At 29.9% G+C, this 22,659-nt stretch carries 20 protein-coding genes; 2 read left to right on the forward strand and 18 right to left on the reverse strand.

Annotated features, from left to right (window positions below; all coding sequences use genetic code 11):
* Window positions 1–257: 257 nt before the first annotated feature.
* The 13 genes from rpoD to HMPREF9709_RS06345 all read right to left on the reverse strand — a co-directional run bounded on the left by rpoD (window position 258) and on the right by HMPREF9709_RS06345 (window position 13,871).
* Window positions 258–2,285, reverse strand: coding sequence for an RNA polymerase sigma factor RpoD (gene rpoD, locus HMPREF9709_RS09640; RefSeq protein WP_005398755.1), 2,028 nt, complete (start codon window positions 2,283–2,285; stop codon window positions 258–260).
* Between the two features lie 12 nt (window positions 2,286–2,297).
* A complete protein-coding gene (gene dnaG / locus HMPREF9709_RS06290) occupies window positions 2,298–4,037 on the reverse strand; it encodes a DNA primase (protein ID WP_005398756.1) in 1,740 nt (579 codons plus the stop codon).
* Window positions 4,038–4,055: 18 nt separating this feature from the next.
* Window positions 4,056–4,859: a pyruvate, water dikinase regulatory protein gene (locus HMPREF9709_RS06295; protein WP_005398757.1), complete on the reverse strand. Its 804-nt coding sequence runs from the start codon at window positions 4,857–4,859 to the stop codon at window positions 4,056–4,058.
* A 2-nt stretch (window positions 4,860–4,861) separates the two neighbouring features.
* Window positions 4,862–6,934 (reverse strand): glycine--tRNA ligase subunit beta, encoded by a 2,073-nt coding sequence (gene glyS / locus HMPREF9709_RS06300; RefSeq protein WP_005398758.1) that lies wholly within the window; start codon window positions 6,932–6,934, stop codon window positions 4,862–4,864.
* On the reverse strand, window positions 6,927–7,811 hold the full coding sequence (gene glyQ, locus HMPREF9709_RS06305) for a glycine--tRNA ligase subunit alpha (protein WP_005398759.1): 885 nt from the start codon (window positions 7,809–7,811) through the stop codon (window positions 6,927–6,929). Before glyQ ends, glyS begins: the two co-directional genes overlap by 8 nt.
* Before the next feature lie 13 nt (window positions 7,812–7,824).
* The gene (gene recO, locus HMPREF9709_RS06310) at window positions 7,825–8,541 is read right to left on the reverse strand and encodes a DNA repair protein RecO (RefSeq protein ID WP_169311909.1); all 717 of its coding nucleotides are present in this window, start codon (window positions 8,539–8,541) and stop codon (window positions 7,825–7,827) included.
* Window positions 8,542–8,554: 13 nt separating this feature from the next.
* Window positions 8,555–9,439: a GTPase Era gene (gene era, locus HMPREF9709_RS06315; RefSeq protein ID WP_005398761.1), complete on the reverse strand. Its 885-nt coding sequence runs from the start codon at window positions 9,437–9,439 to the stop codon at window positions 8,555–8,557.
* A gap of 7 nt (window positions 9,440–9,446) precedes the next feature.
* Window positions 9,447–10,196 carry a diacylglycerol kinase gene (locus HMPREF9709_RS06320; protein ID WP_005398762.1) on the reverse strand — a complete coding sequence of 250 codons (750 nt, stop codon included), beginning with the start codon at window positions 10,194–10,196 and terminating at the stop codon, window positions 9,447–9,449.
* Window positions 10,183–10,644 carry an rRNA maturation RNase YbeY gene (ybeY, locus tag HMPREF9709_RS06325; protein ID WP_005398763.1) on the reverse strand — a complete coding sequence of 154 codons (462 nt, stop codon included), beginning with the start codon at window positions 10,642–10,644 and terminating at the stop codon, window positions 10,183–10,185. The genes HMPREF9709_RS06320 and ybeY overlap by 14 nt, the downstream gene beginning before the upstream one ends.
* Window positions 10,616–11,557 carry a PhoH family protein gene (locus HMPREF9709_RS06330; protein ID WP_005398764.1) on the reverse strand — a complete coding sequence of 314 codons (942 nt, stop codon included), beginning with the start codon at window positions 11,555–11,557 and terminating at the stop codon, window positions 10,616–10,618. Before HMPREF9709_RS06330 ends, ybeY begins: the two co-directional genes overlap by 29 nt.
* A 213-nt stretch (window positions 11,558–11,770) precedes the next feature.
* Complete coding sequence (locus HMPREF9709_RS06335) at window positions 11,771–12,343, reverse strand: hypothetical protein (protein WP_005398765.1); 573 nt, start codon at window positions 12,341–12,343, stop codon at window positions 11,771–11,773.
* Complete coding sequence (gene floA / locus HMPREF9709_RS06340; protein WP_005398766.1) at window positions 12,343–13,368, reverse strand: flotillin-like protein FloA; 1,026 nt, start codon at window positions 13,366–13,368, stop codon at window positions 12,343–12,345. The genes HMPREF9709_RS06335 and floA overlap by 1 nt, the downstream gene beginning before the upstream one ends.
* Window positions 13,368–13,871, reverse strand: coding sequence for an NfeD family protein (locus HMPREF9709_RS06345; RefSeq protein ID WP_005398767.1), 504 nt, complete (start codon window positions 13,869–13,871; stop codon window positions 13,368–13,370). The genes floA and HMPREF9709_RS06345 overlap by 1 nt, the downstream gene beginning before the upstream one ends.
* 124 nt (window positions 13,872–13,995) lie before the next feature.
* On the opposite strand from HMPREF9709_RS06345, the gene HMPREF9709_RS09945 reads away from it, so the two are divergent.
* The gene (locus tag HMPREF9709_RS09945) at window positions 13,996–14,697 is read left to right on the forward strand and encodes a hypothetical protein (protein ID WP_005398768.1); all 702 of its coding nucleotides are present in this window, start codon (window positions 13,996–13,998) and stop codon (window positions 14,695–14,697) included.
* A gap of 140 nt (window positions 14,698–14,837) precedes the next feature.
* Here HMPREF9709_RS09945 and rpsU read toward each other — a convergent pair whose 3' ends face one another.
* From rpsU to HMPREF9709_RS06370, 4 genes are all read right to left on the reverse strand, one after another.
* Complete coding sequence (rpsU, locus tag HMPREF9709_RS06355; protein WP_005398769.1) at window positions 14,838–15,017, reverse strand: 30S ribosomal protein S21; 180 nt, start codon at window positions 15,015–15,017, stop codon at window positions 14,838–14,840.
* 99 nt (window positions 15,018–15,116) lie between these two features.
* On the reverse strand, window positions 15,117–15,848 hold the full coding sequence (locus tag HMPREF9709_RS06360) for an RsmE family RNA methyltransferase (RefSeq protein ID WP_005398770.1): 732 nt from the start codon (window positions 15,846–15,848) through the stop codon (window positions 15,117–15,119).
* Window positions 15,841–16,755: a 50S ribosomal protein L11 methyltransferase gene (prmA, locus tag HMPREF9709_RS06365; RefSeq protein ID WP_005398771.1), complete on the reverse strand. Its 915-nt coding sequence runs from the start codon at window positions 16,753–16,755 to the stop codon at window positions 15,841–15,843. The genes HMPREF9709_RS06360 and prmA overlap by 8 nt, the downstream gene beginning before the upstream one ends.
* 9 nt (window positions 16,756–16,764) lie before the next feature.
* Complete coding sequence (locus HMPREF9709_RS06370; RefSeq protein ID WP_005398772.1) at window positions 16,765–18,654, reverse strand: glycoside hydrolase family 13 protein; 1,890 nt, start codon at window positions 18,652–18,654, stop codon at window positions 16,765–16,767.
* A 192-nt stretch (window positions 18,655–18,846) separates the two neighbouring features.
* Here HMPREF9709_RS06370 and adhE point away from each other — a divergent pair, with 192 nt between their 5' ends.
* Window positions 18,847–21,444: a bifunctional acetaldehyde-CoA/alcohol dehydrogenase gene (adhE, locus tag HMPREF9709_RS06375; RefSeq protein WP_005398773.1), complete on the forward strand. Its 2,598-nt coding sequence runs from the start codon at window positions 18,847–18,849 to the stop codon at window positions 21,442–21,444.
* Window positions 21,445–21,969: 525 nt separating this feature from the next.
* On the opposite strand, the gene HMPREF9709_RS06380 is transcribed toward adhE, so the two are convergent.
* On the reverse strand, window positions 21,970–22,623 hold the full coding sequence (locus HMPREF9709_RS06380) for a DUF975 family protein (RefSeq protein WP_005398774.1): 654 nt from the start codon (window positions 22,621–22,623) through the stop codon (window positions 21,970–21,972).
* Window positions 22,624–22,659: the final 36 nt, after the last annotated feature.

Consider the following 22,659-nt stretch of genomic DNA (forward strand, 5'->3'; position numbering starts at 1 on the left):
ATCGCAGAATGCTACTGCTTTACTTCCACCACTCATGCTCGATGCAGAGACGCATTTGTCTGCTCCCCTGCGACTCTTCGAGTCTTGTATCGCAAAATGCTACTGCATAACTTCCCACTCAATTTCGCAAAGCGAAATTGGGTATCTTTCGCCGTAGCTTCCTACAAATCAGCTCTTCGAGCTTCTTTGGGAAGCCTCGCGGTTGACCTACCTCAGCTCAAACTTCGCTACGCTCGTCTTCGCTGGATTAGGTCATACTAAAACCCTTCTAGGTAGTCTCTTATTTTATCACCTTTTCCTGGTCTTTTTAGTTTTCTAATTGCTTTTGCTTCAATTTGTCTAATACGTTCTCTGGTTACGTCAAATTCTTTACCTACATCTTCAAGTGTTTTTGGTACACCATCGATTAAACCAAATCTTAGTTCGATTACTCTTTTTTCTCTTTCTGAAAGGGAAGAAAGAATGTCTTCTAATTGCTCTTTCAACATTGTTTGGTTTGCTGCTTCATCTGGAGCTAACGCTCTTTCGTCTTCGATAAAGTCCCCTAAGTGGCTATCATCTTCTTCACCAATTGGTGCTTCTAGAGAAACTGGTTCTTGAGCTATCTTTCTCACTTCTCTTACTTTATCAACATCGATATTCATTTCTTTTGCAATTTCTTCGTTTGTAGGTGTTCTACCTAATTCTTGAACCAATTGTCTTTGTACTCTTACAAGTTTATTGATTGTTTCAACCATGTGAACAGGGATACGTATTGTACGCGCTTGGTCTGCAATAGCTCTAGTGATTGCTTGTCTAATCCACCATGTCGCATATGTGGAGAACTTAAATCCTCTCTTATAGTCGAATTTTTCTACAGCTTTCATTAAACCTAGATTACCTTCTTGAATTAAATCTAAGAAGCTCATTCCACGTCCAACATATCTCTTCGCAATGGAAACAACAAGTCTTAAGTTTGTTTCGGCAAGCTTACCTTTGGCAGCTTTACCTATTCTGTATTTTTTCTTTAGATATTTAATGTCTTCATCTTCAAGTCCAGATCTTTGAATCATCTTTTCATTTAACTTACCTTTTTCAAAGATTTGTTTAATTACATCATATTCGTCCATGCTTAAAGTACACATCAACTCATCTTCACAATTGCCATTGATTCTGTTTAAGATTTTTTCTAAACCAATGTCAAGATGTTTATAGTTGTCTTCTTCAAAGAACATTACAATTTTATTTTCTTTTTCATATCTTTCACGAACAAGTAAATCTGAATATACATAATATTTAAGAATGTCATACTTTGTTTCAGTAGATAACTTATCAACTTCATCAATTAAATCAACATCAAAATCTGAGAACTCATCAAAGAAATTGTACTCAGCATCTGATTTATCATTGATTTTTTTAGCTAATTTGATTATTTCTTCCTTATTAGCATAAGTAAATTCTGTATTGTCACCTTGTGATGAAACTTCTTTTCCATCTAAAATTAAAGTTTCACCTTCTGGAATGACTAAATCAAATAGAATGGATTTTATCATTTCAATCGCAGTTGAAATGTCATTCATTTGATCATCTGTAAGTATTGTTTTATCTAATCTTGTAACAATTAAATCGTTTAATGATTTTAGAATTTCTAATCCTTCTTTTTCTCTTTCAGTATCTTTATCTGGAGAATTTGTGAATTTCCTAATATAGTAAATGAACTTTAATTGATCTAAAGTTTCCTTATCAATTTCTTTACCATCTTCTAATAAAGCATTCCCAAAAATGATTTTCTTAGCTAAATCGAAATATGCTTGTTTTTTTGACAACTCTACTTCTTCATCAATTGTATATCTCTCACCTTGTACAGCTTTAAATGAGATATCTCCTTCTTCCATTTGTCTCGCTAAAACAATTTCATCTTTTTTTGATAATAGATTGACTTTACCAATTTCCTTTAGATACATTTTTACAGGGTCATCAACAAATGCCCCCTTAATTTCATTTAGATCATCACCCTCAGAATAGTCCTCTTCATCATCGTAATCATCTGTATCATCAATACTATCATAATCAACTTCATCAAGATCGGCCTCTACTTCAACAAATCCATCTTTCAATAGATCTATATCCATATCATTTAATTCTTTTTTTAGTTTTTCTACCTCATCCTCTTCAAGCTCTATATAACCATCAATTGACTCTAATTGAGAAATTAAAATTGTACCATTTTTATCTTCAGCCATTGATTTTGCTTCTTCTAAAATTGACAATCTTAAATTTTCTTGTTCAATATCTTTATCCTTCATAATTCCTCCTGACTAAGTCAATCTTTGCAATAGACTTGTATACTCTGAAATTAAACTCTTATCATTTTTTTTGGTTTTAAGCTCTTCCTTGATTTCTCTTATACGAGATTTCAATCTAAACTTCTCAACCCTCTCTTTTAGCTCTTCAAGTACACCATCTAAACTAGACTCACTATTTTTTGCAGCTTCATAATCTTTTTCAAGATTTAAGCTCTTAAAAACATCTAAACTTGTAACAGATTCAACCAAACTTTGATTTAAATACATATCGGTAATTTTAGAATATATTTCTTTTAGAGCAGCATCTTCTATAAAATCTGATTCTGAACTTAATTTTTCAAAATTTTCTTTATTTAGAAGTGAATATATAATAATTTCTTTCTCTAGTTTAATTCTATGATTATCAATATAATTTACCTTCTTAGGCGCAACCTTATTTGATATATACCCATTACTCTGTCTTTTTATATTTGTTTTATATTTTTCCTTACTTTTATTCTTTTCTATTTCTTTATTTACATCTATTCTAAGAGAATCTGTAGTCACACCGATAAATTTCGCTGACTTATCTATGTATAAATCTCTAATCACATTTCCTTGAATAGTTGATAAAAACATAATGATTTCATTAATAAATTCGATTTTATTATTTGTTGATTCCATAAGTTTATTTAACTTAAAATCAATAGGTGTAGTCGCTTTATCCATTAACTTTTCAAAAGCTTCCTTACCATATTTTTTAATATATTCATCCGGATCCATATCATCTGGAAATTCTAATATACCAAGATGTACATCCATATTTTTAAATATATCAATAGCACGTAGTGTTGCCTTTACCCCTGCTGTATCGCCATCATAGGCTATAAAAATTTCGTTGGAATATCTCTTTATCATCCTAGCTTGATCTTCTGTTAAAGCAGTACCTAAGGTAGCTAATGCATAGTCAATGCCTTTGTTATATAAGGCGATGACATCCATATATCCTTCAACTAAAATAACCTTATTTCTTCTATTTCTATTTACAACATTTACTCCATAAATGTTTTTTCCTTTGATGAAAATATCTGATTCTGGAGAGTTTATGTATTTTATCTTATGATCTATTAACGTCCTACCACCAAATCCAATAACTTTATTTTTATTATTAAGTATTGGAAACATTAGTCTATCTCTAAACTTATCATAATATCTGTCATTTGATTCTCCGATAAGTCCCAAATCCAACATATCTTTTTCTTCAAAGCCATTTTCTTTTAGAAATGCATAGAGGCTATTGTCATTTCTTGCATAACCTAAAAAATATTTATTTAAAACTTTTTTATCTAAACCTCTTTTTGCTAGATATTCTTGTGGAAAATCATAAGTAAGAAGATTTTTAAAATAAAATTTCGCAGCCAAAGAATTGATCTCATAATATTTATTGTTTCTATTGACTCTATCTTTGGAATACTCTGTTTCTTCGAGCACCACTCCTAATTTATCCGCAATAAATTTGATAGCATCAATATATCCTAAATTTTCTATTTTCATTATAAATGAAATAGCATCTCCACCTTCATGGCAGCCAAAACAATGAAAATTGTTTTTTTCTCTATTTACCATAAAAGAAGGAGTCTTTTCATTATGAAATGGGCACAACCCTTTGAAACTGGATCCTGCCCTTTTTAAGTTTACATATTCTGATATTAGATCTACAATATCTATTCTATCTTTTAAATCATTTATTTGCTGTTCAGGAATAAAGCCCATTTTATCCCCCTATCTAAGCTAATTTTCAATTTGTTCTATCACTCTTGCAGCTGTCTCTTCAATAGTTGATGATGAAACATCAATAACAGTACAACATAATTCTTCATACAAATCTTTAGCGTATTTTAATTCTTCTTGAATTCTTTCATCACTAGCATATGATGATTGAGGACTCAAACCTAAAGTTACCAATCTTTGATTTCTTATTTCATTTAATTTTTCAGGATTAATAATTAATCCAATTATTCTTTTTCTTTCAACTTCATAAATTTCTTTTGGAATGGCAATTTCTGGAACTAATGGCAAATTAGCCACTTTATATGATTTATTAGCTAAATACACTGAAAGTGGAGTCTTTGAAGTTCTTGAAACTCCAAGCAAAACTATATCCGCTTCTAAGAACCCCTTTGGATTTTTACCATCATCAAAATTCATCGCAAATTCTATAGCTTCAATTTTATCAAAATAGCTATTATCTAAATCTCTCATCAAACCTATTTGTCTATCGGCCTTTACGCCTAAGAAATTTTCCATTTCTGTGATAGGTCTTAAAAGTAAATCTACTACAAGTAGATTTTCATTTTCATAACTTTTAATCTTCTCTACTACAGCTTCTGCAACAACCGTCATCAAAACAATAGTTTTATTTTCAGAATTATTTCTGTCAATGGGACCTAATATTTTTTCTACTTGTTCAGCTTCTACGATATTAGAAAATCTTTTTCTTGAGAAATTTGCTTGTTTAAATTGTATAGCAATCGCATTTGCAAGTTGATTGGCGGTCTCACCAGTTGAATCTGAAATCACATATAAATTAATCATCACTACCTCACTATTTCAATCGGATTAAACATTCTCATAATCCTATCACTAACAGTTTTTACAATAGATAATCTGTTTTTCTTTACATTCTCATCTTCTGCCATAATTAAAGTATTGTCAAGATAATTATTTAATGATTTCGCAATATCTGTAATTATCATAAACGCATCTGTATACTTGCTTTCATTATATAATTTATCAAATTTATCTAATACAGCAATTTCTTCATAAATAGCTTTATCTTCTTCTAATAAAAATTCTTCATTGATATCTGTATTTTCTGCTTTTTGTGAAATATTTACAATTCTCACAAACTTTTCAACATTAGCATCAAATTGATGTTTATTTTTTGCCATTTCATCAAAGAATTTAACTTTACCATACGCTTCACAAACATCGTCATTATATACAGCAAGTACAGAATCGATGATATCGTATCTATATCCTTCATCAAGCATTAAGTTTTTAAGTCTTGCAGATATAAATGCTTCGATTTTGTCAGTTACTTCGTTATAATCAAAAGTTTCACCGAAGTTTTCAACATAATTATATAAAGCATCTTTAATAATATCCCTTAAACTTACCTTAATTTTATTTTTTAGAAGAATATTGATTATACCAAGTACAGCCCTTCTTTGTCCATACATATCTTGTGAACCAGTAACTTCAATACCTTGTGAATATAATCCTGCAATATTATCAATCTTATCTGCTATTGATAATAGTATACCACTTGTTGTTGAAGGAAGCTCTCCTCCGGATTTAACAGGCATGTATTGCTCTTCAATCGCTTTTGCAACCAATGGATTTTCTCCACTATGTTCTGCAAATATTTTTCCCATTACACCTTGTAGCTCAGTAAATTCAATAACTGTATTAGTTACCAAATCTGCTTTTGATAGATAAGCCGCTCTTTTAGCGATATCCTTCACTTCATTACCACAGCCAAAATCTCTACCAATTGATTCAACTAGTTTCATCAACCTATGAGTCTTATCAAGCATATTACCAAGACCTTCATGATATCCAAGATGTTCTAATTCAGGAACATAGTCTTCAAGCGGAATGGATATATCCTTTTCGTAGAAGAATTTAGCATCTTCTAGTCTTGCGATTAATACTTTTTTATTGCCTTCAACTACATTTGATATGCCCTTGCTATCTCCATTTCTTACCGCTATAAAGAATGGAAGCAAATCTCCATTATCATCTTCCACCGGATAATATCTTTGATGATCTTTCATAGGTGTAACGATAACTTCCTTTGGTAAAGCAAGGTATTCATTGTTGATTTCACCTATAAATGGTGTTGGGTACTCATTGATATTGATTAACTCTTCAAGTAAATCTTCATCTTCATGATAATTTCCGCCTTTTTCTTTAGCAAGTCTATTAATTCCTTTTAATATCATGCTTCTTCTCTCTTCTTCAGAAATTATCACATAGTTTTCTGCTAATTTTTCTTTATATTCATCGATTGAATTTATTTCAATCGCATTACTTCCTAAAGTTCTATGACCTTTAGTTATATTTGAAACTCTAATACCCTCTAAATCAAATGATAAAATTTCATCATCTAAAAGTGAAACTATCCATCTAATCGGACGTAAAAATCTTAAATTCTTTCCACCCCATCTCATTTGTCTTGGATTTGAAATAGATTTTATAGTATTTGGAATTTCTTTCTTTAGCACTTCTTTAATATCTTTAGTTTCGTTTTTAATATTAGCGAAAATATATTCTACTCCGCCTATTTCCTCATATACAATATCGGATAGATCAATATTTTTACTTTTCATAAATCCTTCAAGTGCTCTTGTTGGGTTTCCCTCTTCATCAAAAGCAATTTTCTTTGAAGGTCCTTTTATTTTTTCAACACTATTTTCTTCAAGAGGCTCTATACCTTCAACTAAAATAGCGAATCTTCTTGGAGTACTATTAATTGTAAGACTTTCATAAGTATAATTATTTTCCTTCAAAAACTTATCTATTAAATTATTAAATTGTCTTTGAGTTGGTTTTATAAATTTGGCAGGAAATTCCTCAACACCAATTTCTAATAAATAATTACTCATTGTCTGCCCCTTTTCTCAATAGCGGAAAATCTAATTGTTCTCTTTTTTCTAAATGATTTTCTGCCACTCTTTTTGCTAAATTTCTTACTTTTTGAATGTAATTATTTCTGTCTGAAACAGAAATAGCACCTCTTGCATCTAACACATTAAAAATATGTGAGCATTTCAACACATAGTCATATACTGGCATAACTAACTTTAATTCATTTAATCTCTTCGCTTCTTCTTCATACTTATGAAATGAATCTTCCAACATATCAATATCTGCTTCTTCAAAAGAATATACAGAATTTTCATATTCTGCAGTAGAGAATAAATCCCCATAAGTTATATTTTCATTCCACTTTAATTCATATACTGAATCTACATTTTGAATGTACATCGCAAGTCTTTCAATACCCATAGTGATCTCACCTGATTCAATTTCAAGTGGAATACCACCTATTTGTTGGAAATATGTGAATTGAGTGATTTCCATACCGTCTAGCCATACTTCCCAACCTACTCCCCAAGCACCAAGTGTTGGTGATTCCCAGTTGTCTTCGACAAATCTGATATCATGTATTGTTGGGTCTATACCAATAATTTCTAATGATTTTAAATACAAATCTTGTATGTCTTCAGGTGTTGGTTTTAATATAATTTGTAATTGATGGTGTTGATACAATCTATTTGGATTTTCTCCATAACGTCCATCCGCTGGTCTTCTTGAAGGCTCAACATAAACTGTATTCCATGGTTCTGGTCCTAATGCACGTAAAAAAGTGTGCGGATTCATTGTACCTGCACCTTTTTCAATATCATAAGGTTCTAAAATTATTGCACCTTTTGAAGCCCAGTATGTCTTCAACTTCTCCATCATTTCCTGTAAATACATTGCTTTTCCTCCACTATTCAATACCTTCTAATTTTGTAAATGATTTATATGAACTTGGTATCGAAATATCTGTATTGTATATAATAAAATCTATAAGTAATTTAAATATTTTTCTTTCGTCTATTTCATCATCTATTATAGCAGTATTTTCGTAAACTTCTACTAAAATATTGCATATATACTTGTATTCATCAACTGTAAGAGCTATATTATTGATTTTTTTACAATCTTCACAAACTATACCGCCATTTTCTAATGAAAAATAAACACTTCTAAATTGTCTTTTTCCGCACTTACTACACGCGTTCAGTACAGGTTTATATCCTAACATAGAAATATATTTTATCAAAAACATATTTGTTAATTTTAAATAATTTTCTTCTAATCCAAAGTATTTCATGGTTTTAATTAGTAATTCATATACTACTTTAATTTCTTCATTCTTAAATGTCGTACGTTCTATTATATCAAAAAACATTTGGATTAAGTATATTTTTTTTATATTACTTCTTATATGAGAATTATATTCTATAATTTCACCATCATTTAAATAGTAAAATTTCTTCGATTTTCTTAAATCAAAATTTACTTCTGTAAAAATAGAAATCAGATTTAATTTTTTTGATTTGGGATTTTTTGCACCTCTAGCCATCACCGAAATAATACCTCTTTCATATGAAAAAACGGTTAAGATTTTACTCGTTTCTCCATAATCAACGGCTCTTATCACAATCCCTCTAATATTATCTATATCCAAAATCCTTTACCCTTGAATCTTTTTTACGCCAGTCTTTTGCAACTTTTACCCATATTTTTAGATTTACTTTAGCGTCTAATAAATTTTCTATATCTCTTCTCGCTTCTATACCAATTTTCTTAAGCATAGATCCGCCCTTACCGATAACCATTCCCTTATGAGAGTTTTGCTCAACGTAAAGATTAACTTCGATTTGCATCTTTTCATTTTCATTTTCAGAAATCTTCATAACTTCGACTGCTATCCCATGTGGGATTTCATCGAACATATTTCTTAAAACTTTTTCTCTTACAATCTCTGCTATAATATTTCTCTCTGGCTGATCAGTAATCATATCCGCAGGATAATACATAGGACCTTCTTCAAGCAATTCATAAAGCACTTCAAGATATTTATCATAATTAGTTTTCTCTAAGGCTGAAATAGGTACTATCCTATCAAATTTATCCATCTCTTTGTACTTGTTTATGATATTGTCAATTTGATCTTGACTTTCTGCAATATCAATCTTATTTACTAATAATATAGTTTTTGTATCTACTCCATCTAGTATATCAAGAATATATTGGTCTAATTTTCCAATATCCTCACTTAAATCAACAATAAATGTCACTATATCAACTTCATTTAACGTACTTTTGGACACACTAAGCATATAATCGCCAAGTTTATTTTTTGGCATTTGTATACCTGGAGTATCTAAAAATACACATTGCATATTATCAGTTGTCAATACCATTTGTATTTTGTTTCTAGTTGTTTGAGGTTTATCGGAAATTATCGAAATTTTTTCTCCAATTAAACCATTTAAAAGCGTTGATTTACCAACATTTGGTCTACCAATCACTGTAATAAATCCTGATTTAAACATATTTCTCCTAATAAAATTTTATAAACAATATTAAAGCAATTACTACACCCATGATTGCACCGCCAACTATTTCCTTAACTGTATGGATTTTGGCTTCATAACGAGACTCTGCAACTAAAAAGGCTAAGAAAAACAATATTACACCAATAGTAATATTTTTAGATAATATTGTGCCTATTGAGGCAAGATTAAACGCTATTGATGTATGACCAGATACAGTACCTCCTTGAAGATGTGTTGTATGTTTTTTATAAAATATACCTTTAATTAATAAGGTTAATAATAAAACTAAACCAATAGAGATAACTGCCAAGTGTTCGCTACTATGCATTACCTTTGAAAATACTGACTTTGTCAAAAATATTTTCTTGATTTTTGGATATAAAAGTAAATATCCAACAAATACAGAATTTATCGCCATAAGCATAACTGCTCCCGCCGAAATATCTTTAGTCTTCTTTGCAAGCTCATTATATTTACCGCCACTTGCCAAATCAGTAAGCGTCTCAATCGAAGTATTAATCAGCTCCGCAACAATCACAAGCATCATTGTAATCGCAATAATTATTAGCTCAACTCTAGTAAAATCAAGTATAAATGAAACCGCCATAACTAGAATAGCAGAAATTATGTGCACTTTCATGTTTCTTTCGGTATTTACACTTTCTACTATCCCATTTATTGCGTTATTAAATGAAGCGATAATACTATCATTATTTTTTATCTTATTGGTCTCATGATTATCATAATTTTTCATTTTTAAATATTCCTAATTTCTTCATTATTTCTTTTTCTTTTGTTCTCATTTCAAGTTTATCATCTTCTTCAATATGATCATAACCCAAAAGATGCAATAAAGAATGTACCGTTAAATAAATTAGTTCTCTTTCTTCAGAGTGATTAAAATCCTTGGCTTGTTCTTTCACTCTTTCAACACAGATTACAATATCACCTAACATGCCCTCTTCTGGAATGTCCTCTCTTTCAAAAAGAGGAAAGCTTAAAACATCTGTCACACTATCATTATTTCTATACTCTTTATTTAGTTTTCTTATTTCTTCTTCATTTACTATTGAAATTGAAATTTCATAATTTAATCCATAACCTAGATGCTCTAGGCTTGTTTTAATCGCATTTTGAATTTGTTCTTCAAATTTTTCATCTAACTTAATAAGATTATTTTGATTGTCTATTAGTATTTCCATAATTATTCCTCTTCTCATAATCATCGTATGCTTCAATAATTCTTTGAACTAATGGATGTCTAACTACGTCATTTTTATCTAAATCTACAAATTCAATCCCTTTTACATCTTTTAATATAGAACGAATAGTTACTAAACCTGAGTTTTTGCCTGTTGGTAAGTCTACTTGAGTAATATCCCCTGTAACGATAGCCTTTGAGCCATATCCAAGCCTTGTTAAAAACATCTTCATTTGTTGAGGAGTAGTATTTTGTGCCTCATCTAAGATAACAAATGCATTATCTAATGTTCTACCTCTCATATATGCTAATGGAGCAACTTCGATAACTTGCTTTTCCATTAATTTTTGATATGTTTCAGGTCCCATTATTTCAAATAACGCATCGTATAAAGGTCTAAGATAAGGATCAATTTTTTCTTGTAAATCGCCAGGTAAAAATCCTAAACTTTCTCCAGCTTCAACTGCCGGTCTAGTCAAGATAATTCTAGAAACTTCTTTATTCTTAAAAGCTTCAATCGCCATTGCCATAGCAAGATAAGTCTTACCAGTACCTGCTGGTCCTATACCAAAAACTACACCATTATCTCTAATTATATCAATGTACTTTTTTTGACCAATTGTCTTAGGTCTAATAGGTTTACCTTGATATGTGGTCACGACAATATCATTTAAATAGTTTTTAATATTTTCACTATTATTTTGCTTTTCCATATTGACTGCATATCTTACATCTTCAAACGTTAAATAGCCTCTAGTATCTATCATTTCCACAAGGATGTCTAAAAGATGATTTACTAATTCAACCATCTCCTTATTTCCTCTTATAAACAGATTTCCATCTGCAACTTTTATCCTTATGCCAAATTCATTTTCAATAAAAATAATATTTTTATCTAAATTACCAAAAAGCATATTCAATTTTTCTGAATCATTAATCTTATAATTTATTTCTTTTATGATTTCCTCCTTGACATTTATATCTAATCGATACTTGTCCTAACATTCTACTATATTATATCTATTATCATATTTGTCAAATTCAATTATATCATTTTAACTTAAAACTTAATTAATAATTTATCTACAATAGCACAATATAGAGGAAAAATTTCCTCTATATCGTAACTATCTCCATTTCTTTCTTTCAAATATCACGCTAGCAATAAAAGCTTTTTTTGCATTTTCAGGGTTAATTATTTGCTTTCCAATTTTGCTAACTTTTCTAGTATTAGCAGATCCTGCAATTGGATTAACTGCATCTATCCTAATAATTTGATTTGTTGACATCTGCATTTTACTCAAATCATTTGTGTAAATTGTTGCTCCTTCTCCTTCTTCACCGATCAAAGTTTTTTTATTCTTTATTGATCCATTAGAATTTTTTGAATTTACATACTTACTTTCAAATGATTGATTAAATGATTTTTTCTTTTCTTCATATCTTTTCGCCTTCAAGTCTCTTAATTTTTGTTGATTAGAGGTTTGAGGCTTATTCACAGATTTTTTTGGTTGTGGTCTTAGCACACCTTGATTATCTCTGTGATGTTTTGTATATTTGGCTGAAGAAGTACCAAATAACATATTTTGAATTTGTTCAAGATTGTCTTTTTTTGAAGAGCTACTTGTATTCTTAGCTTTTTCAATTTCATTATTTAGTTCACTTTTGATTTCATCAAATATACCTTTTAAGATTCCCATTATTGATCGCCTTCACTTGTGTCTGAGTAATCATTTCCTGCTATTGTTTGTCTCATGCCTGTATCAGCTTTTACATTTTCTAAATTATAGTAGTCCATTACACCTAATTTACCGCTTTTAAGTGCTTCTGCAAGTGCCAATGGTACTTGTGATTGAGCTTCTACTACTTTAGCCTTCATACGTCTAACTTCTGCTTGCATTTCTTGTTCTTGTGCTACCGCCATAGCTCTTCTTTCTTCAGCTTTAGCTTGAGCAATCTTCTTATCAGCTTCAGCTTGATCTGCTTGCAATGCAGCACCAATATTTCTACCTACGTCAACATCTGCGATATCGATAGATAGGATTTCAAATGCTGTACCAGAGTCTAAACCTTTAGATAATACAGTTTGTGAAATTAAATCTGGATTTTCTAAAACTGCTTTATGAGATTTAGAAGAACCTACAGTTGTTACTATACCTTCACCTACTCTTGAGATGATTGTTTCTTCTCCAGCACCCCCAACTAATCTATCAAGGTTTGCTCTAACAGTAACTTTTGCAATTGCTTTAATTTCAATACCATCCATTGCAACTGCTGCAATTATTGGAGTTTCAATTACTTTTGGGTTAACTGAAATTTGAACAGCTTCAAAAACATCTCTACCAGCCAAATCAATAGCTGCAGCTTGTTCAAACTCTAAGTCAATATCCGCTCTTTGCGCCGCAATAAGAGCATCTACTACTTTATTTACATCTCCACCTGATAAATGGTGAGCTTCTAGTTCATTGATTTCAATTTTAATCCCACCTTTTGTAGCTTTTATTAATGGATTAATAATTCTTGATGGTGAAACTCTTCTTAATCTCATACCAATAAGTGTACCTAATCCTACTCTTACACCAGAGAAGAATGCTGTAATCCACAATCCTACTGGTATAAATGAAAAGAATATTGATAATAAAACTAAAACTACTGCACCAATAATAAAAACACTTAAATAATTTGTATCTGAGCTATAGCTAGCTACTTGTAATAAATCTAACATCAATCCTCCTCAATTTCCCTTACGTATAATTGACTATTTTCTATTTTTTCTACGACTACCTTTTTCCCTTTTGAGATAAAATTACCATTTGAAACAGCATTGTAAATTATGCCGTCTATCTTTATTGTCCCCGCAGGTCTTAACACCTTTTCTACAACACCTTCACTATTTAATAGTGCTTCTTTATTGATTTTATTTTGTAGTTTGTTACCTTTTATATCATTAAAACTACTATGAAGTACAAGTTTGTTTTTATCCATATTTTTAAAGAATATTTTCCCTAATATGAAACCAATTATAGCAGATGAAATTAAAGATATAATTACATACAAGCTTGCATTTTCAATATTTTTAAGTGCTAGAAAAGATTCAATTAATAAATATATTCCTGATATTCCTAGTAAACCAAAACTCGGAACAAATAGTTCTAATATTAACAGTGTAAAACCTAAAGTAAGTATAACTGTAAATATTATCTCATTCGTTATAAACCCTGTAAGCATATTATCCTCCTTGACATAATTTTACCCATTTTTATTATATAACATTCTAAAGAATTTTTGAATAATAATAACTTTATTTAAAATGAGTATTATGTTATTATTAGCTTACAACAAGGAGGAAAATATGCCAAAATATAAAATTATATTTTCTATATTGATTTTGTCACTACTTCTTGTAGCATGTAATGACAAAAAAGATACTAAAGAAGAGACAAATAAAGAGTCTGTAATTGAAAGTGTTGATGAATCAAAAGAAGAAACAAAACCAGAAACCGTAAAAGAAACTAAAGAAGAAACAGAAAAAGAAACAGTTAAAGAAACTGAAACTGAAGAAGAAACAAATAGCGAAAGTAAAGAAGAATCTAAAGACGACAAAATAGTTAAACTTAGAGAAGATGAAAAAAGTGATGATGAAAATGTCGGTATTATTGAAACAATTGATACAGAAAAATCTGACCAAGACCAATTCGACAATGAGATGACAGAAGAAATGCAAAAAGCTCTTAAAAAGTATGCAGTAACTCTTGTTTCAGTTGGAGGAAACACGATAGATTTATTCCCTAAAGAAGATTTACAAGCAATTGCGAGCTATGAGGATAGCGAATCACTTGGATGGGTAGTAAGATACGGAAAAAATAAAATTGGTTTGGCTCAATCTTATCATCAATCAACAACAGGCGTATTTGTAATGTTTGACGGAAGAGGTATATTAGAAACTAAAGAAGATTTAATCAAAAATGATACCCCTGAAGAATTCAAACAAAGAGCACAAGAAATTATTAAAAAACAAATTTCTGGCGATGCTAAAGTTAAATATGCATATTAATATTAAATAATAAAAGGCCCTAGATTTAACGTCTAGGGTTTTTATTTTAATAAAATATTCTAAAACAACTAAAAAAAGAGATAATGCAAACAATATTTCATCTGCATATATCTCTTTAATTATATCGATATTAAAAGAAACTAGTCTCTTCTTTTTTTTCTCTTAGCTGCGTCTAATTTTCTTTTTCTTACAGCACTAGGTTTTTCATAAAATTCTTTTCTTTTATATTCTGAAAGAACTCCTGTACGTGCACATTGTCTTTTAAATCTCTTTAATGCGCTATCGATTGATTCGTTTTCTCCTACTTTAATCTCTGTCATGTCTTCACCTCCCTACACGTTTTAATCACCATTGAGGTTTACCTAACAATTATATATGATGGGATTAGAATTTGCAAGATTTAAATAGTCTTTTATATTCTATTTTTGATTTATATCACCAGCTTCAAATTGAATCATTGAACTTAGTGCAATAGCAGCAGTTTCAGTCCTTAATATTCTATTTCCTAAATTTACTATATATGCTCCCGCCTCTTCTAGTTGACTTATTTCATCTTCAGAAAATCCACCTTCTGGACCAATCACTATATTAAAAATAGAAGTGTCATTTTTATGAATCGTCTCTTTTAAACTAATACCTCTATTTTCATATGCGACTATAGTAAAATTTTCTTTTGTTTTTTCTAAAAGTTGATTAAATGAGATTAAACCATTCATGGAGGCAAAAACTGATCGTTTTGATTGCTTAGAAGCCGATTCAATAATCTCTTCATATCTTTTTATTTTTTTAGCTTCTTTTTTTGCATCCCATTTTACAATAGTCCTAGAAGACTCAAATGGAATAATTGAATTAACTCCCAGTTCAACAGACTTTTGAATAATCATTTCTAATTTGTCCGATTTTGGAAGCCCTTGATATAAATTAATGGTAATATTTGATTCATTTTCATCAAATTTTTGTGAAATTATATCGCAATCAATATAATCCCTATCTCTTTCACTCAGTTTTACTAAAAATACGACCCCATCAATCACTATCTCAAACTCTTCATTTTCTTCTATACGTAATACATTTAGATGTTTAATATTATCTTTACTTAAGATTATTTTATCATTTAACAAATTTTCACTTTTTTCAAAAAATCTATGCATTTCTTCTCCTTGCGGAAATTAATACCCATTCATTCTTATATTTTGTATCAATAATTTCAAAATCTATTTCCTTAAGTTTTGATACTACTAGTTCTTCTCTTTCTTTAATGATACCAGATAGGACGATAATACCTTCTTCATTTAAATATGATTTAACATCGTTTAACATTTCTACGATAATTTCAGCTAAAATATTAGCAAAAATAATATCATATTTATCCTTTACATTTGAAAATAAATTTGATTCAAAAACATTTATCGATACATCATTTATCTTCGCATTTTCTTTTGCTGAAGAAACTGCTATTTCATCAATATCACATGCATCCACTTTTTTCGCATTTAATTTTTTTGCTAAGATTGAAAGAATACCAGAACCACATCCGATATCTAAAACCTTTTTATCAGAAAAATCTTGATTTTCAACATATTCCATACATAAAGAAGTAGTTTCATGTGTCCCTGTACCAAACGCCATTTTAGGATCTATTTCAATTATTATTTTATCGTCCACATTAGCTTCTTCCCAAGATGGCTTAACATAAATCTTATTTCCTATTTCAAATCCTTTATATGACTTCTTCCATTCTTCCTCCCAATTTGAATTATCAATTAATAATTTTTCAAACTTAAAATTTGGAATTCTTTCATTCAAAAAAGAAACAAGTCTGTCTAGTTCAATTTGACCAGATTCGCTATCTTCAAAATATACACCATAGGATATTATATTCTCATCTACTATTTTAATCTCAGAAATCTCCCATTCTGGCATATTGGAAAGAATCTGTCTTTTTTCAATGGGATCATCTACTTCAAAACCAATATTTTCATAGTCATAAATATTATATTGAATCAAATCCTTATATTTTCTTTCTAGTTTAAATGTCAACAGTAAAAAATTTTCCATATTATTTTCCTATCTTATTCTTAAAACAGATGAAATTTTTGGTTGTAATTCTAAAATCAATGTCTTATCTTGTATCCTAAAATCTCCATAGCCAATAATGGTTTCAAGCTCATTATATAAACCAAACTGTCTTAAATCAATTTCTATTTTTTCTTTCTCTTCAGACTTAGTCCAAGTAAAAATAAATAGTTCATCTTCTGTAAATCTTGCACTTACAAATACATCACCTTCCGCAAACAGGATTTTATATCCTCCAAATTGCAAGGCTTCATTTGTCGTCTTTAATTGTATTAATTTTTTATATAAATCAAAAGTTTCTTGTTGTATAGATGTTAATTGATCATTCCAATTCATAGGATATCTACAGCCTTCATTGGAATCTATTCTACCATCTAAATATTTTTCATCTCCATAATACACATTCACAGCGCCCGGCAAACTAAATAGTGTAATCACAGCTCCTTTATATACTTCATAATCAATTTTAGGATTATTGTGCAATCTAGTTACATCGTGGCTATCTATTAAATTAAACATTTGATATTGAATCTGTGTTGGTTGATTTTTTAAAAATTGAACAATTCTCCCTTTTAATTGTCTTGCATTAAATTTATAATCAATCTTTGCCAAATCAGGATTTCTTCTTGTAAAAACATCTTTTTCCCCAGCAAATTCTCTTATTGGAAGTTCGCAAGAAAAATAATTCATCGTTGAATCCCATCTTCTTCCATTATACATTTCTGATGAATCTTGCCATTCCTCCGCTAAAATAAGTGCTTCGCTATTTGTATCCTTGATTTCTTTATTTATCTCTTCCCAAACTTCGTTATAAACATTAAGCTTTTCATTTCTCGCCATTACATCGGCAACATCAAATCTCCAGCCATCAATATTAAAAGGTTCATTTAAATATTTCTTTAATACGGAATGTTCCCCTTTATAAATAATATTTCTCAATTTTTCAGAACCATAATTTAAGGTAGGCATTGTAGGCACACCCGCCCAAGCATGATATGATCCATCATCATTAATAAAATAAAAATCTCTTTCATTAGAATCAAGATTATTATATGCACCTATTGATTTTTCATAAAACTCTCCATCTTTATTAAACCATTTTGCTGATGATGAAGTATGATTTATTGAAATATCAAGCACGATTTTCATATCTCTTTTTTTCATCTCATTAATCAATTCAATTAACGCCTCTTCTCCTCCAAGAGAAGGATCAATCTCAAAATAATCTAAAGCATCGTATTTATGCATAGTTGGAGATGTAAACAAAGGATTAAAATAAATTGCATTGATACCTAAATCTTGCAAATAATCAAGCTTTTCTTTAACCCCATATAAATCACCGCCATAAAAATCCATACATTTTGAATCTTCATAATCTAACGGAATCTCATCCCATTCCATATTTATCGGTTTACTTCCCTGATAAGTGTATGATCCTGGTTTAATAGTCAAATCTGGTCTAGCATTATAAAATCTATCTGGCATAATTTGGTAAAATACAGTCTTATTCATCCAAGATGGCGCTTTATAATCCATTAAAATTTTAAAATTTGTAGAATTATCTCTTCTAAAATCTTCCACCGCATATTGTGTATATGAATAAATTGTATCTTCGATGGCGACGTTAAAATGATATGAGAAAATATCTTCGAAACATTTCACCTTAGTAGTGTAATATTCCAAACCATTCTTTTCATAAGAAAAATTCATTTTATCGATTCTTTCTTCGCCTAGATGTCTATATCGTAAATATATTCCTTTAATTTTGTCATTTTTTATTACTCTAATTTTTATTTCAAATTCTTCTCCTCTTCGTGGGAATGGTTTTGAAACATAAAATTTTGTTGCATCGTGATATAAAGTTTTTAAAATATTTCGCATAGTTTTCCCCTTTTAAGCCTATAAATTTATTATAACAAATAAGAATTTATCTTTCTAAATTTTTAAAATGTTACATTTTGTTAAAATCTTATCATAGGCAAACGAAAACATTGCATCAAGCTATTTACAAGCTATTGTTAATTGTTTATCATATAGTTGTTAAATTAATAACATCGAATTAAGGAGAAAATTATGACTGAAACAAAAGAAAAAAAAGTAACTGAAATTAATGAAGTTGATCAATTAGTAGCTAAGGCTAAAAAGTCTCTTGTAGAATTAATGAAATTAGATCAAGAAAAAATAAATAAAATTGTTCACGCAATGGTTATGGCAGGTGTAGATAAACATATGGAACTTGCTAAAGCTGCTGTAGAAGAAACAAAAAGAGGTATTTACGAAGATAAATGTATTAAAAACCTTTATTCAACAGAAACAATTTGGCATTCAATTAAATATCAAAAGACTTGTGGTGTAATTGATAGAGATATGCAAACAGGGGTTATAAAAGTGGCTTCCCCTCTTGGTGTTGTTGCAGGTATCACTCCAGTAACAAACCCAACATCCACAACATTATTCAAATCAATCATTTCAATAATGGCAAGAAACCCAATCATTTTTGCATTCCATCCAAATGCACAAAACTGTTCTTCAATGGCAGCAAAAACTGTTTATGATGCAGCAGTTAAAGCTGGTGCTCCAAAAGATTGTATCCAATGGGTAACAAAACCTTCAATGGAAGCAACTACTCAATTAATCAACCACCCAAATGTTGCTATCACTTTAGCTACTGGTGGTAATGCGATGGTTAAATCAGCTTACTCAACTGGTAAACCAGCATTAGGTGTAGGTGCAGGAAACGTACCAGCATACTTTGAAAAATCAGCAGATATCAGAAGATCAGTTAATGACATTATCGTATCAAAAACATTTGATAATGGTATGATCTGTGCTTCAGAACAAGCAGTTATCGTTGATAAAGAAATTTACGATGAAGTTAAAAAAGAATTTGAAAGAAATAGAGCTTATATCGTTCCTAAAAAAGATATTAAAAAATTAGAAAAATATGTAATCAATGAAGAAAGACAAATGGCAAATCCTGACATAGTTGGACAATCAGCAATGCACATCGCTGAAATGGCAGGTATCTCAGTACCAGAAGGTACAAAACTTCTAATCGCAGAAGTTGAAGGTGTAGGTCCAAATTATCCATTAACTAGAGAAAAATTATCTCCAGTACTTGCAATGTTAAAAGCTGAAAGTACAGAAGATGGTTTCGCTAAATCAAGACAAATGCTTGAATTTAATGGTATGGGACACTCAGCATCTATTCATACATTTGGTGGAAACAACGAATTAATCGAAAGCTTTGCAGAACAAATGGAAGCATGTAGAATTTTAGTTAACTCTCCATCTTCAATCGGTGGTATTGGTGACTTATACAACGAAATGAGACCATCACTTACATTGGGTTGTGGTTCATACGGTAAAAACTCAGTAAGTGAAAATGTTTCAGTTCACCACTTAATTAATGTAAAAACTATCGCTAAAAGGAGAAATAACATGCAATGGCAAAAACTTCCATCAAAATTATACTTTGAAAAGAATTCAATTAGATACTTAGAAAAAATGCCAGATGTTGAAAGAGTCGTTATCATCACTGACCCAGGAATGGTTAAATTTGGTTTAGTTGCAAGAGTAGTAGATGTATTAAGAAGAAGATCAAATGACGTAAAATATGAAATCTTCTCAGACGTAGAACCAGATCCAACAACAAATACAGTTCAAAGAGGTTTAGATAAAATTAAAGCATTTGAACCAGATACAATTATCGCAATCGGTGGTGGTTCTCCAATGGATGCCGCTAAGATGATGTGGTTACAATATGAACACCCAGAAGTTGACTTCTTCGGTGCAAAACAAAAATTCTTAGATATTAGAAAGAGAGCATACAAATTACCAGACTTAGGAGAAAAATGTCAATTAGTATGTATACCAACAACATCAGGTACTGGTTCAGAAGTTACACCATTCGCTGTAATCACTGACTCAGAAACACATGTTAAATACCCAATTGCAGACTATTCATTAACACCTTCAGTAGCAATTGTTGACCCACAATTCACATACACATTACCAAAATCAATGGTTGCTTACACAGGTATGGACGTATTAACACACGCATTCGAATCATATGTATCTGCAATGGCTTCAGACTACACAAGAGGTCTAAGTTTACAAGCAGTTGAATTAGTATTTAGTTCATTAAAAGATTCATACTATACAGATGCTCACGAACCAAAAGAAACAATGCATAATGCATCAACAATTGCAGGTATGGCATTCGCTAATGCATTCCTAGGAATCAACCACTCACTAGCACACAAAATTGGTGCAGAATTCAACATTCCTCACGGATACGCAAATGCAATCTTAATGCCACATGTAATTAGATACAACGCTAAAAACAATGGTAAAACACAAGTTTGGGCAAAATATGAATACTTCAGAGCAGACGAAGACTACGCAAGAATCGCTAAATTAGCAGGTTGCGAAGGAAACACAACTGAAGAATTAGTAGAAGCTCTTGTACAAAAAGTAATCACATTAGGTAAAGACCTAAACCTAAAACTAAGCATCAAAGATCAAGGTGTAAGTAAAGAAGAATTCGAAGCAAAAGTAGACAAACTAGCAGAATTAGCTTACCTAGATCAATGTACAACAGCAAATCCAAAAGAACCAATGATAGAAGAATTAAAAGAAATCTTATATCAAGCATATGAAGGTTGCTAAAATTAAATAAAAATAAAACGCACTGCTCCCCCCTTTGCGGGGAACAGTGTTTTTTTTGTGTTTCATCAATTTCAGTTGGGGGTGATATTTCCCATGAATAGCACCTCACACTTTTTTATTGACAACTTTTAGGGGATTTGATTATGAAATTTTATTGATAGATGATTTTATGGAATAATGAGAAAAACAAGTAGAAATGGTACTAAATAAAAGAAAATTAAATATAGTTCCAAATTTTTCCATTCAAAATGGTACTAAATTTAAAAAATTAAAATACAGTTCCAAAAATTTTCACTCTAAATGGTACTAAACTACAAAATATTAAATACAGTACCAAATTTCACAAACAAAATAAGGAACTAAAATTAAAATTATGAAATAAGGTTCCATTTCTATTCATTTTATTTGGAACTAAAATTAAAAATATTAAATTCAGTATACTTTTCTCTAAACTTATCACATTTCCATTAACTTCAGATATAAATAAAAAATGGAGTTAAAAATCTCAACTCCATTTTTTTACTTTTATATATTTCTATCTTTAAGTTTATCATATTTTGCATAGAAAACAGGAATAAATGCTAATGATATTATGCTAGACAAAACAATTATTACTGATTGCACCACATTAACCATCCTTATATCTGCCAAATTAGATTCTCCATTTAAGATTCTCATTTCATTAGGAAATGTTAACATGAATAATATAAAAAATAGTGGTAAAAACACACATAATTGCGCAATAAATAATGGACTTTTAAGTCCTTTCATTTCTTCATCGGATTTCTTTAATGCATCATTGTAGCCTATCTCATCATCTTCACTTACAAATTTTATTGCTAATGTATAACTTAGTGTCTTATACATTCCAGGTATAAAAAATAACAAATACCAAAATAGTAAATAAAATGATTCCAATAAATTCATTACTAATGGTCGTGAATTTTTGTATCTTACCATATTTATAAATTTAGGCTTTCTATTTTCTTTGATAGAATGATAAAACTCCAAATTAATAAATGGCAGAAAGACTAAAATAAAAAGCATGTAAAGTAAATCTAAATTAAAATAACTAAAAAACTCATTCAGACCATAAAGAAAAACAGCAACCAATAAATAATAAATAAACTTTTTCTTCACTTCTGAAAAAGAATCAAACAATATTTCTTTTGTTATCATAAAACCTCCTGTGGAATGTTAATATTATATCACATT

The sequence above is a fragment of the Helcococcus kunzii ATCC 51366 genome (genome assembly GCF_000245755.1).
In the GTDB taxonomy this organism is placed as follows: domain Bacteria; phylum Bacillota; class Clostridia; order Tissierellales; family Peptoniphilaceae; genus Helcococcus; species Helcococcus kunzii.